The organism is Flavobacterium cutihirudinis (genome assembly GCF_003385895.1).
In the GTDB taxonomy this organism is placed as follows: Bacteria; Bacteroidota; Bacteroidia; order Flavobacteriales; family Flavobacteriaceae; genus Flavobacterium; species Flavobacterium cutihirudinis.
Genome location: NZ_QRDQ01000007.1, coordinates 955,808 through 971,056, shown reverse-complemented (window position 1 = coordinate 971,056; position 15,249 = coordinate 955,808). Strand labels below are relative to the sequence as shown.

General features: G+C 31.3%; 17 protein-coding genes. 14 read left to right on the top strand and 3 right to left on the bottom strand.

All coding sequences use genetic code 11. The annotated features are described in order from the left end of the window. Positions 1-37: 37 nt before the first annotated feature. Complete coding sequence (locus BD847_RS21085) at positions 38-361, bottom strand: DUF6660 family protein (RefSeq protein ID WP_115887013.1); 324 nt, start codon at positions 359-361, stop codon at positions 38-40. A gap of 406 nt (positions 362-767) precedes the next feature. On the opposite strand from BD847_RS21085, the gene BD847_RS04225 reads away from it, so the two are divergent. The 6 genes from BD847_RS04225 (at position 768) to BD847_RS04200 (ending at position 7,111) form a co-directional block, all read left to right on the top strand. After that, complete coding sequence (locus tag BD847_RS04225) at positions 768-1,973, top strand: di-heme oxidoredictase family protein (RefSeq protein ID WP_115887012.1); 1,206 nt, start codon at positions 768-770, stop codon at positions 1,971-1,973. Position 1,974: 1 nt separating this feature from the next. Further along, positions 1,975-2,412, top strand: a complete 438-nt coding sequence (locus tag BD847_RS04220; RefSeq protein WP_115887011.1) for a Rieske (2Fe-2S) protein — start codon at positions 1,975-1,977, stop codon at positions 2,410-2,412. Then, positions 2,409-3,644, top strand: a complete 1,236-nt coding sequence (locus BD847_RS04215; RefSeq protein ID WP_115887010.1) for a hypothetical protein — start codon at positions 2,409-2,411, stop codon at positions 3,642-3,644. The genes BD847_RS04220 and BD847_RS04215 overlap by 4 nt, the downstream gene beginning before the upstream one ends. 99 nt (positions 3,645-3,743) lie before the next feature. Next, entirely contained in the window at positions 3,744-4,067 is a 324-nt protein-coding gene (locus tag BD847_RS21065; RefSeq protein WP_115887009.1) for a DUF6660 family protein, read from the top strand. Between the two features lie 73 nt (positions 4,068-4,140). Beyond that, positions 4,141-6,321, top strand: a complete 2,181-nt coding sequence (locus tag BD847_RS04205; RefSeq protein WP_115887008.1) for a TonB-dependent receptor — start codon at positions 4,141-4,143, stop codon at positions 6,319-6,321. A 1-nt stretch (position 6,322) separates the two neighbouring features. Then, complete coding sequence (locus BD847_RS04200) at positions 6,323-7,111, top strand: cation transporter (protein WP_167443817.1); 789 nt, start codon at positions 6,323-6,325, stop codon at positions 7,109-7,111. Between the two features lie 505 nt (positions 7,112-7,616). Here the strand turns inward: BD847_RS04200 and BD847_RS04195 are convergent. Next, complete coding sequence (locus tag BD847_RS04195) at positions 7,617-8,273, bottom strand: HNH endonuclease (RefSeq protein ID WP_115887006.1); 657 nt, start codon at positions 8,271-8,273, stop codon at positions 7,617-7,619. Positions 8,274-8,395: 122 nt separating this feature from the next. Then, positions 8,396-8,629, bottom strand: coding sequence for a helix-turn-helix domain-containing protein (locus tag BD847_RS04190; protein WP_115887005.1), 234 nt, complete (start codon positions 8,627-8,629; stop codon positions 8,396-8,398). 103 nt (positions 8,630-8,732) lie between these two features. Between BD847_RS04190 and BD847_RS04185 the strand changes: the two genes are divergently transcribed. The 8 genes from BD847_RS04185 (at position 8,733) to BD847_RS04150 (ending at position 15,182) form a co-directional block, all read left to right on the top strand. Then, a complete protein-coding gene (locus BD847_RS04185) occupies positions 8,733-9,089 on the top strand; it encodes a hypothetical protein (RefSeq protein ID WP_115887004.1) in 357 nt (118 codons plus the stop codon). Next, positions 9,086-9,661 (top strand): hypothetical protein, encoded by a 576-nt coding sequence (locus BD847_RS04180; protein WP_115887003.1) that lies wholly within the window; start codon positions 9,086-9,088, stop codon positions 9,659-9,661. The genes BD847_RS04185 and BD847_RS04180 overlap by 4 nt, the downstream gene beginning before the upstream one ends. Positions 9,662-9,804: 143 nt before the next feature. Next, positions 9,805-10,998: a site-specific integrase gene (locus BD847_RS04175; RefSeq protein ID WP_115887002.1), complete on the top strand. Its 1,194-nt coding sequence runs from the start codon at positions 9,805-9,807 to the stop codon at positions 10,996-10,998. 1 nt (position 10,999) lies between these two features. Continuing rightward, entirely contained in the window at positions 11,000-11,320 is a 321-nt protein-coding gene (locus BD847_RS04170; RefSeq protein WP_115887001.1) for a DUF3734 domain-containing protein, read from the top strand. Further along, complete coding sequence (locus tag BD847_RS04165; RefSeq protein ID WP_115887000.1) at positions 11,310-12,281, top strand: hypothetical protein; 972 nt, start codon at positions 11,310-11,312, stop codon at positions 12,279-12,281. The genes BD847_RS04170 and BD847_RS04165 overlap by 11 nt, the downstream gene beginning before the upstream one ends. A 290-nt stretch (positions 12,282-12,571) precedes the next feature. Then, positions 12,572-13,831, top strand: coding sequence for a DNA cytosine methyltransferase (locus BD847_RS04160; RefSeq protein ID WP_115887342.1), 1,260 nt, complete (start codon positions 12,572-12,574; stop codon positions 13,829-13,831). A 41-nt stretch (positions 13,832-13,872) separates the two neighbouring features. Beyond that, positions 13,873-14,622: a SinI family restriction endonuclease gene (locus BD847_RS04155; protein ID WP_115886999.1), complete on the top strand. Its 750-nt coding sequence runs from the start codon at positions 13,873-13,875 to the stop codon at positions 14,620-14,622. Between the two features lie 2 nt (positions 14,623-14,624). Continuing rightward, positions 14,625-15,182: a hypothetical protein gene (locus BD847_RS04150; RefSeq protein ID WP_115886998.1), complete on the top strand. Its 558-nt coding sequence runs from the start codon at positions 14,625-14,627 to the stop codon at positions 15,180-15,182. Positions 15,183-15,249 lie beyond the last annotated feature (67 nt).

Sequence of the window (15,249 nt, the reverse complement as noted above, 5' to 3'; positions counted from 1 at the left end):
AATAATTACTATGCATCAATTGCACAATTCAAAAAACTTAAACGAAAAATTTGGGAGGCTGCCATATGCTTCCAAAATAGCTGGAAATTACCTGACAGTCTTTTATAACCGCATGTTTAACATTGATTATATTTTGGGGAAAATTAAATTCCGGCATCTTAAAATTAAATTTTACAGCCGAAACACTGCAGCATGAACATTGACAGAAAGGTGTACAATGGTCATCGTGATCCTGATTGTGATTATGAGCCAGTTCTTTCTTCTGAGACTTCGCTTCAAGACATGTATTATAGACGTCACTGCATGGAACTGCAAGCAGTCCAAGAATGTATACTAATAATATTGTTGTTTTCCATCTCATATTAAGACAAATTTACAAAATAGTTTCTGCAATTGGATTGCAAATTTACTTTAATCAACCTAAACACCTAAAAAACAATATTTTACATTTATATAAATTTATAAATTATTTTTAAACGGTTAAAACTAAACCCTGATTTGATTGATCACTGGTATTTTAAACTTAATCATTTATTAAAAAATATTGTTTTAAATAATTGTATGTTTTTATATATCGTCTGCTAATGCAAAGGAAACTTACAATTTTGTATTGATTCTGAATTTCTATTGGTAAACCTAATTTACTCAAATTAATTATTATTTACGCAGTAGCATCTGCCATAGAGTATCGAAATATTAAAAAAAATATTCAAATATAAATCATAATTGTTTTAAAAATATTTTTAGCTTTGTCTAAAAAATAAATAATGGCAAATATAAATATATTTTTAAAGACATCTTTCATACTAGTAGTCTTAAACATAGGGCTTGTTTCCTGTGAAACCAGCTTTGTAGATTTACCGCAAGATGATAAACTTTTAGACGGCTCAATCGAAGGGTTATCGGCTTCTGAATCAACTCAATTTTTAAAAGGCGACCAGGCAGTTAATGAAGTTTTTAACAGGGCATCCGGCCTTGGTCCAACCTTTGTAAGTACCAGTTGTATCAGCTGCCATGCAGGAGACGGAAAAGGGCATCCTTTTACCAGCTTAGTTCGCTTTGGACAAATTGACGAAACAGGCAATCATTTCATTAAACTAGGAGGACCGCAGCTTCAAAACCGTGCACTACCTGGTTTTATTCCAGAAGAAATCCCTTCAGGCACATCATTCTCCACCTTTATGCCTCCATCTATCACAGGATTAGGATTATTACAGTATGTCTCAGATGCCGATCTAATTGCAATGACTGACCCTGAAGATGTTGATGATGACGGAATTTCAGGGAATGTAAACTGGATTAACATACCTGATTATGCTATTGTAAGTTCTAATGCCATATCAAAAAATGGCAAATATATTGGAAGATATGGCAAGAAAGCTTCAGCATTCGATCTACTTCATCAAACAGTTAATGCATACAACCAAGATATGGGCATTACTTCTATATTTAATCCTATTGACCACTACTCTGCTTTAGAAATTGACCCTGAAATCGCTACTTCAAAAGTAAATGATGTTGTGTTTTATCTGAAAACATTAAAGGCTCCCATCCAAAGAAGCCAAAACGATCCTGCCGTTATCCGAGGCAAAGTTATTTTTAATCAAATAAGTTGTACAGGCTGCCACAGATCAGAATTAAAAACAAGTTATTCTCCAATTAACTCGCTTTCAAATAAAACTTTTGCACCTTATACTGATCTGCTCCTACACGATATGGGTCCAGGATTGGATGATGGCTATACAGAAGGCAGCGCAAAAACTTCTGAGTGGAGAACCCCTCCCCTCTGGGGCATTGGCCTTTCCGAGAACTCGCAGGGAGGTAATTTGTTTTTAATGCATGATGGCCGTGCAAAAAGCATAGAGCAGGCGATACTAATGCATGGCGGCGAGGGACAGAAAAGTAAATATGCATTTGAAAAGCTTTCTAAAGAAGATAAACAGGCTTTGCTGAAATTTATAAAATCATTATAGTATGGACAGAAAACAATTTCTAAAAGCATGCGGTTTCGGCTGTCTTGCTGCAATATCAGGAACGACAATACTGCAAGGCTGCTCTTCTTCCCAAATTTCAAGAGAAATAAAGGAATCTGATCTCTTAGTCCCAATTTCTGATTTTATAATTCAAAAAGGGACAAAATCTGCATTTAAAAAGTATATAGTAATTCAAAATGACATATTAAAAGCCCCAATATGTGTATTTAGATTTAGTGAGAGTGATTATTGTGCCATGTTTATGTTATGTACGCATCAGGGTGCTGAATTACAAGTTTTTGGAGATAAACTTCAATGCCCGGCTCATGGAAGCGAATTCAGCAATCGCGGGAACATCGAGACCGGTCCCGCAGATACAGACTTAAGAAAATTCCCGGTCACAATAGAAAACAATATTTTAAAAATATCTTTAAAATGAGATTGAAAATAAAAGTAATACCCGCATTGTTAATTTTACTCTTTTCTACATATTGCTATTCACAGATCGATCCTAGTTTATTAAAAAGAGTACCTAAAGATACTGTAAAAAATATCTTAAACATGGATGCTCTTTACAACAGACCGGCTTTGAAGATAAATAAGACTCCCATATCAATAGGAGGTTATCTTGAAATGAACTGGCAAAAAATGACAACTGACGGAATTTCCGAAGGCAATCAATTTCAAGCTAGAAGACTATCTATTTTTATATCATCTTCCATTAGCAGAAAAATTAAATTTTTGAGCGAGATTGAGTTTGAAGACGGTGGCAAAGAAATCTCTATTGAATTCGCTTCCGTCGATGTAGAGTTTGACCCGTTGATAAATCTTCGCGCAGGTATCATTTTAAATCCTATTGGGTCTTTCAATCAAAATCATGATGGCCCAAAATGGGATTTTACAGATAGACCTATTTCTTCCACTCAAATGTTGCCAGCAACTTTCAGTAACGCCGGGGTTGGCATTTTTGGAAAAAAATACTCTGAGAAATGGATGTTTGGTTATGAGGCCTATCTCTCCGGAAATTTTGATAACTCAATAATTGAAAATACAGAAAACAAAACTTTCTTACCCGCGGCAAAAGAAAACCCTGAAAGATTTGAAGAAATTAATAGTGGAGAACCCTTGTTTACGGGAAAAATTGCTCTGCGGAATACTAAAGTCGGAGAACTTGGAATTTCTTATATGGGCGGTATCTATAATAAATTTGAGGATGATGGCATTACAATAGATAAGAAGAGACGTGTATCTGTTTTTGCTTTAGATTTTAATACAACGCTTCCAAGAATAAAAACTTTTATCACTTCTGAATTTGCATGGGTTTATGTTGATGTACCTGATACTTATTCGCAACAATTTGGCAAAAAACAGAAAGGGGGATTTATAGATATTGTGCAACCTATATTGACAAAAACAATTTTAGGCTGGCAGAAAGCTGCGATAAATGTTGCATGTAGATTGGAATATGTAGATTGGAATGTTGGAAGCTTTAAAGAAACCGGTGGTAATATTGGGGAAGATTTATGGAGCATAATGCCTGCTGTTAGTTTTAGGCCGACCTCCCAAACAGTGATCCGCCTTAATTATCGATATTTGAAACAACGGGATATTTTTTCCAACCCACCTACTATTACTGACGGGTTTAACTTAGGAATTTCAACTTACTTTTAAATATTTTGACAGCTATAATAACCCTGCATATACCAGTATTACAAAATAAAACTTGTACCCCTATAAGGCTTATTAATAAATAAAGGATAAATTTGCGATGTGAAAACTTTCGTAACTATACTTTCATTCATCGTACTGTTTCTTTCTACAGTTCCATGCTCCGCATTTGCTAAACACTCAGAATGCGGTGTAGAGAAAAATTGTGAAAATGATTCACATGACTGCGGTAATGAATGTAACGGAAAATGTTCTCCATTCTACTCCTGTGGAATCTGTATAGGCTTTACGATAAACTTTGATTCAATAATTCTAAATGAAAAATTAGAATTTAACCTTGATGAAGTCTCACAAACACCATCATACAACAAATTTGTCAACTCTTCATTCATCTGCAAAATCTGGCAGCCTCCTAAAATTTCTTAATATAAAAAGTTTATCCCTGCATTCATCTCATTATGCGGGTCTATTATTTATTATTAATATTAAGAAATCATAAATGTTTAAATATATTTTATTGATTGTGACAATGGCATTTATTGGCACTGCACAAGCACAGAATACTATCAAATTTCGTCTCAAGAATGCTGAAACTAACGAACCTGTAAAAGGAGTTTCTGCAAAAATTGAAGAAACAAATTCGGTTTTCAAATCAGATAATGATGGAAATATCAGTGTAGAAAATCTAAAAGATGGAAATTATACCTTATCAATTTCTGATGAAGGCTACACTCCAAATAAAACAGTTTTTAAAGTGCCTTCCAGCTTAAATTTTATAGAAATTGCATTGCAGAGCGAAGATCACGAAGCTGAAGAAATGGAAGAAATAATTGTTACTTCCACCAGAGGCACCAGAACGATCAGCAATATTCCAACCAGGGTAGAATTTATTGCCGGAGAAGAACTTGAAGAAAAAGCTAATATGAAACCGGGTGACATTCGCATGATGCTTAACGAAAGTACAGGAATCCAGACCCAGCAGACTTCTGCAACTTCAGGAAATTCTTCTATTAGGATTCAAGGGTTGGACGGAAGATATACCCAGATTCTAAAAGACGGTTTTCCTTTATATTCTGGCGCGTCAAGCGGGCTTGGATTACTGCAGACCCCTCCATTAGATTTAAAGCAGGTTGAAATAATCAAAGGTTCTGCCTCTACCCTTTACGGCGGAGGAGCAATAGCCGGATTAGTAAATCTTGTTTCTAAAATCCCAACCAAAGAAAAGGAGTTGCGATTTTTAATTAATGGAACTTCGGCTCTTGGATTGGATATAAATGGATTTTATTCCCAACAGTTTAACAAAATTGGTGTAACTGTTTTTGCTTCTCACGATCGTAACGCTCCTTATGATCCAGCAGATATAAAGCTTACAGCTATACCAAAATTTGAGCGTTTTAATTTTAATCCTAAACTTTTTGTCAATTTTAATGAAAACACCAAACTTAATTTTGGCGTCAATACCGTTTTTGAAAACCGCTTAGGTGGAAATATTGATTATATCAAAGATCAAAGTAAATATCCTGATAGTTATTTCGAAAAAAATAAAACTCAGAGAATAAATACTCAATTCGCTCTCACGCATAAATTTAATGAGCAGGAATCGATAACGGTTAAAAACAGTTTTAATAATTTCAGTCGTGTTATCACAATTCCTGATTATATTTTTGACGGTTTGCAGAACAGTACTTTTTCTGAAATAAGCTATTCTAAAAACGGCGAAATTGCAGAATGGGTTGCCGGTGCAAACTTATATACCGACAATTTTACTGAAAACAGCCATACATCTTTCCCATTAAGAAACTATAATCAGATTACTTATGGAGCTTTTCTTCAAAACACAGTTAAAGCCAAAGAATGGCTACAGATAGAAACTGGTCTGAGAGGCGATTATGTTGTTGACTATGGTTTTTCTCTGCTACCAAGAGTTTCCGCTCTATTTAAAATTAATCCTAAACTAACATCCCGAATCGGTGGAGGTCTTGGCTATAAAACGCCGACTATTTTTACTGAAGAAAGCGAGCGTATCCAGTATCGAAATGTACTGCCAATTAGCAGCGATTTCAATAAACTTGAAAAAAGTTACGGTTTTAACTTTGATTTAAATTATAAAACTAAAATTACAGAAGATCTTTCTTTATCGTGGAATCAGTTATTTTTCTATACCAATATTGATAATCCGCTGATATTAAATTCCCTTCCAGATAATATTTATCAGTTTGTAAACGTCAACGGATATTTGGACACAAAAGGAACTGAAACAAATGTGAAATTAGGATACAAAGATTTTAAGTTATTTCTGGGTTATACCTATACGGATGCTTCCATAGATACTAACGGAATAAAATCTGAAAATCCTTTAACGGCAAAACACCGATTAAACAATGTTTTGATGTATGAAGTTGAAGAAAAATGGAAAGCAGGTTTAGAAGCATATTATTACAGTCCGCAAAAATTAAGTGATGGTACAACTGGAAAAGACTACTGGATTTTTGGTTTTATGGTAGAGAGGCTTTGGGAGAACTTTTCGGTTTACGCTAATTTTGAAAATTTTACAGATACCAGACAGACAAAATTTGGAAGCATATACACAGGAACTATTTCAAATCCCGTTTTCAAAGATATATATGCTCCATTAGATGGATTTGTTGTAAATGCGGGTTTTAAGATTAAAATACAGTGATATGAAAAAAAGTATTTATAATATAAAAAAGATGGATTGTCCTAGTGAGGAACAATTAATAAGAATGAAACTCACAGGTTTAGAACAAATTAAACAGCTTGATTTTGACATTGCAGGCAGAAAACTAAACGTCTATCATACGGACGACAACACTCTTATTACAAATGCAATTAATACTCTTAATCTGGATAGCACTCTGATGGCAACAGAACATACATCTGATTATGTAGAGCAAAATAATGACTCTCAGCAAAGTAAGTTATTATGGCAGGTTCTCATTGTAAACTTTTCATTCTTTATAATTGAAGTTATTACAGGTTTTATATCCAATTCGATGGGATTGGTTGCAGACAGTTTGGATATGTTCGCCGATAGTATTGTATATGGCTTAGCTCTGTTCGCTGTCGGTAGTACAACAACAAGAAAAGGAAGTGTAGCAAAGATAAGTGGTTATTTTCAGATTGGTCTTGCAATTTTAGGACTTATTGAAGTTATAAGAAGATTTGTAGAGTTTGACCATATTCCTGCATACGGAACTATGATAGTAGTTTCATTATTTGCCCTTGTAGGCAATTCGTTATGCCTTTACCTGCTTCAAAAATCTAAAAGCAAAGAGGCACATATGGAAGCAAGTATGATTTTTACCTCAAATGATGTTGTAATTAATATGGGAGTCATAATTGCTGGCATATTAGTATACTTTACTAATTCAATGGTACCCGATCTTATTATTGGAGTTTGTGTATTTTTCATAGTCGCAAGAGGAGCATTAAAAATTTTACAGTTATGATAATGGTAATTTAAAAAAAATAGCAAGCCTTTCAAAATTGTTCTTTTGATATCGTTGCCCAATAAAGCAATCCGAAAATAATAAAAGAAAAAGAGGCTCTGCCTCACATGTTGTGAGACAGTCTTTAATCTTTAGATTTAAAATAACAGGTGATTCAAAATTTGTTTCTTACTATAAATCACGGGAATGAATTAACATTTTTTAACATTTAACCCTTACGATACATACAATCCGCCTCAAAAGTAATATTTCATATAATTATCTTACAAATTCACTTGAAAATAAGCTAATTTCTTTAAATCGTTCATAAAATGATTTGTAAATTGTGAACTAAACGTCACTACTCTATAGAATAACAAGATTCTAAAAACACTGAAACCCGCTATTAGCGGGTTTTTTATTGGACAATATTCGTCTTTATTGGACATCTTTGGTCACTTTTATTCCCCCCTCGATTACCCCTGTTTTTAATTATAGAAAACTAAAAAACCAAAACAACTTATTTTTAGTTAGGGTTATTTATAATTTCCTTTAATTCTATTAACGAGAGAACATAATCTTTTTTCCTATGAACAATTCTATGACAATTTGAACAAAGTGGAATTAAGTCAGTATAAGGATCTACCACTTTTGAATTAAGAAAACTACTTAACGGCTTAACATGATGAATCTCGATAAATCCTTCTCCAATTTCGCCATATTTACTTTTAAAATTAAAATTACATCCAAAACAAGTTGTCCCATGTATTTTAATTGCTGAAGCACGTAGTGAAGAATCTCTTTCTGCTACCAAAGAAATTACTATTTTCTGTCCCCCTTCTGTTCTTGACTCGAAAATATCTTTTAAATCTGGCTGATTTACATTAAAATTATTTGTATCGATAGTTCCGCAAAATTCTATGTAACGCTTAAATGCATTATTTTTTCTTTTTCTTTGGGTCTCCTCCATTTCCATTACTGCTGGAATCAAATAAAGTCTATGGAAATAATCTTGTAAAATATTTACATCCGTAATATTAAATAAGGATTTAAATCCGATCTCAAGATTATTGCTAATATCTTGCGAAATTAACTCTATCGATTGCCCATAAGTGTAGATAGTTGAAGGAGCATATTTCTCTGTTGATGTTAAATACTTAGTAAATTCTTCTTTTGTGGTCATGAATATTTTGGTAATTAAATAAACAAATCTTTCTTTTTTGCTAATAACTTTCTAAAATACGCAAAGCAAACATAGCATAAAGTCTAAAATACAATTTAAGATCTCTTATAAAGTGCGCTTTTTTACAAATTTCTAAAGAAATCTTCCAGTGATATTTGATGTATTTCTAAAACTTTTAGCAAAGTCTTTAAAGTAATGTTTTTACCGGATTCTATTCGCCAATATTGCACTCTATTTAATTCGTTTTCGAAAGCAAATGTTTCGTAGCTAGTGTAACCCTTTGACAATCTGATTTCTTTTAACTTTTGGGAAATTTGATTGATTTTTAATTCGATATTTTTTTCTGAATCTTCCATAGCAGGAAAATTGTAAATAATACCGCATAAAATTTACCGCATATATTATACATTTTACTATTTTAGCTAAAAATTAAATCTTGTAAAATCTTATACTACCGAAATGAATGAACCGCAAATTACAATCGAATGGAAAATGTTACTTTTTACAATTTTAGCGTTAACGATTCTTACTCTAGTAATATTATTAATTAGTATTCCTGTAAAAATGGCAAATAAAAGAGGGCGAAGTGGTTTTGGTTGGTTTATCTTTTGTTTGTTTTTTTCTCCATTTCTAGCAATGTTACTCTTAGCTGTTTTGGGAGAAACCGACGAGAAAAGAAGAGAGCGTATTATTGAAGAAGAAAAACTACGAAATCAATACAGAGAACCTGTAGCTACAAACTCCACAAATGAAATAAAAAATTGGTTACAAGCTAATCCAGGCAAATCACTAAACGACTACTACAGAAAAATATGAAAAACAAACTACTACTTATCTTCCTTGCAATTATCTGTTTTGTAAACAACTCTTTTGCACAAACAAATAAAAATAAAGTTGGAGATCAAATCCAAGGAGATTTTAATGGAGATGGAAAACTAGAATACGCTTTTAGAGTACAAACTACAAAAGGACGTGGAAATCCTGTAGAAGATGGAATCCCAGATAATTACGAAATTGAATTTAGTGACAAAACTTTAAAACCTATAAAAGTTAATTGCTGTTGGTTTAAACTAATAAACGAAGGCGACCTAGACAAAGATGGTGCTGACGAGTTTACAATCATACAATCGCCCGAAAATGGTTGTATCGCCACTGTTAGTACATTTACTATTAAAGCAAAAAAAAGCTACAAATTATTTACTCCATTTTCTATTTTTTGGTGTGCCGAAATTTCTGATGTAGAATTACAAAAATTAATCGCACGAGAGAACAAAACTATCTATTACTACACTTCCGACCCAAATGATACACATTTACTAAACGATACAGGCGACAAAATACGCTTCGAAAGACTTGTAAAAATAAAAGCACTTGAATTAAGAATATAACATACAACCCCCATAAAAAAGCGACTTATAACAAGGTCGCTTTTTTCATATCCTTATTAAAAAAATTAACACTTTATTAAGAATAATGGTTAATTTTTTGTTAAAGTGTAAAAAATGGGCTTTTTTAAATTTCTCAGGGAGTTATGGAAAATACAAACAAGATAAAATTAATAAAAATGAAAAATAACTATTCCGTAAAAACGATTCTAAGAAAGGATAAAAAAAGAAGTGATGACACCTATCCTTTAAATTATTTGATAATTTTTAATTCTAATAATCTAAAATTGTCTGCCAAGCATTACCTTACTCTTAATGAATGGGATTTCGATAAAAATTGCCCAAAAGGAGTTGGCAATTCGATATTAAAAAAGAAACTCCAACAAGAAGAAAAATTTATTTACAATAATCTTATTGAACTAGAATTATCTGGAAAACCTCTAACAAAAGATTTAATAAAAGAAAAATGTAGTGGTAATATCGCAAAAAAAGACTTCTATCACTACTTTGATGAATATTGTAAAAAGAAATTTAGACTTATTACAACAGGAACACAATCACATTATATTTTATTTAAAAAGCAATTAAAGGAGTATAAATCAACTATTGAGCTTGAAGAAATTGATGTAAAATTTATTGAAAACTTTCTATATTATTTGTCCGTCGAAAAAAAGGTTGGGATAAGTGGAATTGCAACCCGAAGAAAAACCTTTTCCGCTGTATTAAATAAATTCGTTGTAGACAAAATAATAAAAGAAAATCCTTGTAAATATGTGAAAGTACAAAAGGAAAAAGTTAAGACTGTTTTCTTAACCTCTAAAGAAATTGGAAATATAATTAATGCAGATTTAAAAATGGGAAATCTTACAGATGGGCTTAATTTAACTCGTAATCTCTTCTTATTTAGTTGCTACTGCGGACTGAGATATTCGGACGTAGCAAACTTAAAAAATGAAAATATAATCGATTCTAAAAAGATAGTTCTCGAAATGGTAAAAACTAAAGATAATGTAGAAATTCCATTACACGATTTGGCAATGGAAATATTAAAAAAACATCGTGTAAAAAGCAAATCTGAAAAAGATTTTGTTTTTCGAAAGAGAAGTAATGTATCTGTAAACAGAGATTTAAAAATAATAGCCAAAATAGCCAAAATTAAAAAAGACCTTACTTTTCACGTTGGACGACATTCTTTTGGCTCTATGTTGGCTAAATCCAATACCCAACCCTTTTACATAATGAAACTAATGGGACATAAGGATATTAGAATGACTGAACGATATGTTAATTCTGACGAAGAAATTTTATCTAACGCAATGAGAAATGTAAAATTCGATTAATATGGAAAATACAGTAAACAAAGGGGCGTTAAACCAAAAATTAATTAAGAGAACAATCCTTAAAGTAGCCAGTTTAAAAAGAGAATTGGAAATAGAAAAACTAAAAAATTTGGAAAATATAAAAACAACCTATATACCAAAACTAGATACGGATATATTAAGAATTGATGATGTAATTAAAGATTACAACTTTAGCAGAAAAACAATCGATCGAATGAGAGCAAAAGGCTTAAAGTATTCCCAGACTTCCCCAAAATCTCCTGTATGGATTGTTAGAAAAAATTTAGAGGATTTTTTAAAAAAAGATAGACATGATCGATAAAATTAAAATTAGTCTAAATGATTATTCACCTAACGATAATATAAATTGGAAGAGTAAAGAAGTAAAAAACTGTCCACCCGAAAAATATTTTTATAAAGCTAAACTTTACAATAGCAAGTTTGCTACAAAAAAATTCCCTTTGAAATTATTATTAACAGCTAATGAAAAAAATAATATCTTCTCGTTAAACATTCGTGGAAGTATCCGAAAATGGTACTATCAAGAAAATTCTAGAAAGGACTTAAATTCCAATGAATTTGATAAGTGTTTAAAGTTTATTGCTGAGGAATTAAACACCGAGTTAAAAACACTTTTAAAGGGCAAAATAACACAACTGGAAGTTGGTGTAACTCTTTTACTAAAATCCGAAATGAGAAATTTAATTGATTGCTTTGTTAAGTATCGAAATGCTGAAAGAAAAATAGTTAAAAAAACTTCTTTGTATTTCCATTTTAAAAACTATAATCTAATTTTCTACGACAAATATTTGGAAATAAATAATAACGATATTCGCCCCCAAAAAAAAAGGAATGTGTTTAATAAGTTCTATCTTTTCCGATTTGAGGTAAATGCTAAAAAGGTATCAGGAACAATATTAAAAAGTAAATTTAATACTCTCGAAAAACTAAGAAACAACTGGAATCAATTACCTCCCATGCTAGAGAAATATATAGATGATATTGTTTTTGTTGATGTAATTTCCAAAGAAAAAGAAACTGATATCAAAGACTATCCGGACTTTATAAATCATATTGCATACATGGGAATAAAGAAATATGGTGTAATAGAAAGTATAAATTTGTTTAATAAATTCGTAAACACAAGTAATAAAAAGAAAAAACTAGAGGATTTTATTAATATCTACAGAAGTAATGTTACCAATGAATTAGATTTAAAACGTAAGTTATCTACTGCATTAGCGAAGAAACTAGATAGATTATATAACAAGAGTAATATATAATAACTTATAAACTAATAATTACCTTATAAGCTAGTATAAGTAGAACAAACTTTAAAGCCAAGTAACTTTAATAAATAAAATAAAGCAGAGATAAGTAATACAAGTTGAGATTATTTAATCCGCTTCTTTGTTCTATTATATTTGCTAATAAGCATTTTTAAGTGATTTTAGACATTGATTTTCTTTTTAAGACAAAGTATACTGGATTAAATTGTTTTAAGCTTTTAACTTGCCTAAATGAAACTGTTATTTTAAAATTAAAAAAAACTAATTTTTTATACCTTTACGAAATGAATAAAGAAGTAATTGAAGACAAAATATCCAAAGTAAAAATTAAAGAAAAAGAACTTACAACCCTTTCTTTTTTCTCGGGTGCACTTGGATTAGATATAGGATTAGAAAAAGAAGGATTTAACGTTGTACTGGCTTGTGAGTTTGATAAAGCCTGTAGAAATACAATTACTTTAAATAAACCAAATATTGGATTGATTGGGGATGTTAGAAACTATTCTGTTGAAGATATATTAAAATTTTCTGGGTTAAAAAATAAGAACCAAGTAGATGTTATTGTTGGAGGACCACCTTGTCAAGCTTTTAGTACTGCTGGAAAAAGATTAGGATTTGCTGACTCGAGAGGAAACGTTTTCCTAAAGTATCTAGAAATAATTGAAGAAATATCTCCTAAATATTTTGTAATAGAAAATGTTAGAGGACTTATGTCTTCTATATTACAAATAGACGAGAAAGATGATATTATCGACCAAATTCCATTATCTATTTTAAAGGAAAAAGGCTCTTCTTTATATTATGTTATAAAGAGATTAGAAAGTGCTGGATACAACATTAATTTTGACTTGTATAATTCTGCTAATTTTGGAACACCACAAATTCGTGAAAGAGTTGTAATAATCGGAACTAAGGATTCTGTTAAAGTAAACAGACTTACTCCTACCCATTCAGAAAATGGACAATATGACTTGCCGAAATGGAAAACTTTAAAAGAAGCTTTTAAAGTTTTAAAAGATGTAGAAAAACACGAATCTATTTTCTATTCTGAAAAAAGAGCAAATTTATACAAAAACTTAAAAAGCGGGCAAAATTGGAGAGATTTACCTGTCGACTTACAAATGGAAGCTTTGGGAAAAGCTTTCTTTCTAGGAGGAGGTAAAACTGGCTTTATGAGAAGACTAAATTGGGAAAGACCTTCCCCTACCGTAGTTACTAATCCAGCTATGCCGGCAACTGATTTATGTCATCCTAGTGAAATCCGACCTATAAGTGTTGAAGAATACAAAGTAATCCAAGAATTTCCTTTGGATTGGAAATTAGCAGGAAATACTACTGATAAATATAAACAAATTGGAAACGCCGTACCAGTTGGTTTGGGTCGAGCTATTGGTCGAGAAATAAAAAGCCACTTATATAATTTAAGTACAGAAGATTATGTAAAATTTAAGCATTCGAGATACCTTAGCACTAGCTATGACGAATTTATGCATAAAATAGAAAAATTATTTTTATTGGAAAATAGCTACTCCTTGTTTGATTGATTTTGTAAAATAATTCATATCATTGGTAAAAAATTTTACTGATGAAAATAGATACAAAATTTGATGAACCAATTGATTCCGATATTGCAATTAAATATGCAAAAGAGTATTGTAAAGAAAGTTATTCGGGGGATTTAGAAATTGTCTTGAAGTGTGCCTTTAATGATATTAGAAATCTTCCGAAACTTAGATATCCCAAAAAAATTGATAAAGTTGAGCAACCAGTTCCTTTAAAAGAATATTTACATAAATTTATTGATGCGTATAATAAAGGTTATAGTAATAGACCTTCTCTACGAATCGGAAACTCTTCCAAAACACATTCTGACCCTATTGTTGGCTTAATTTTTTCTTTAAGAGTAGCGAATACCTCTGAAGCTGAGTTAAAAAAAATTGTTGATGGACATAGCTTACAAATGTCTATAGAAAATATTATTGGGGATTTACTCGAAGAATATTTGTCTATAAAACTAAGCGATTATGGTTGGGTTTGTTGCTGGGGAAGTTCCATAGATGCAGTTGATTTCTGTAATTCTAAAGGAGAACTATTACAAATTAAAAATAGTGATAATTCTGAAAATAGCTCATCAAGCAGGGTAAGAAATGGTACTGAAATAAAAAAGTGGTCTAGACGAAAATCTACACAAAATAATAAATTTTCTTGGGAGGAGCTAATCGAATTAACTGGTGCAAAAAATATTTCGGAAGAAGATTTTAGAAGTTTTGTAAAATCTACAATTGAAAAAAATCCTAAATGTATTTATGTAAATGATGAACCTATTAAATTTTGAATATGGCTTATCAACAATATAATAAAGACGGCATCGAAATTACTCCGCAAGATTTGCAAAATAAAACTCTTTGGTGTAAGGATGGTGAACAAATAGAACAAGCTTTTGTAAATAAATTTGGAACTGAACTAGGATTAATAATTAATCCCGAAAAAACGGTAAACGCTTATGCTCCTGACTTATTAAAAGATAACAGCTTAATTGCAGACCTAAAAACCCAAAACACTCCTTTCTTTAAAGCTGGGGATTTATATGGAATAGACCCGACCTATGCAGTTGTATTTAACCGTAAAGATGCCGAAAGGTATTGGAAACACTACAAAGAAATAATAATATATTTTTGGGTAGAATGGCATTCTGTAAAATTTGTAATGGGCAATACAACCAAAGAGGTAGAATTTTTAGATGGAGTTTGGACTATAAAATTTATTGATTTAATTGAATTGTTAAAGGTTGCTCCAGAGCATCTTTATCAACAACGAATAGATGATACAAAAGGAAATGCAAAAGGGAGTTTTGTTTTGGATATTAGAAATCCAGCTTTTACACAAGTTATTTAAGCAATGTAAAACTACTTCGATACTTTCGAGATAAATAATTAATCTATATTTTTTTTAATGCTTTAAA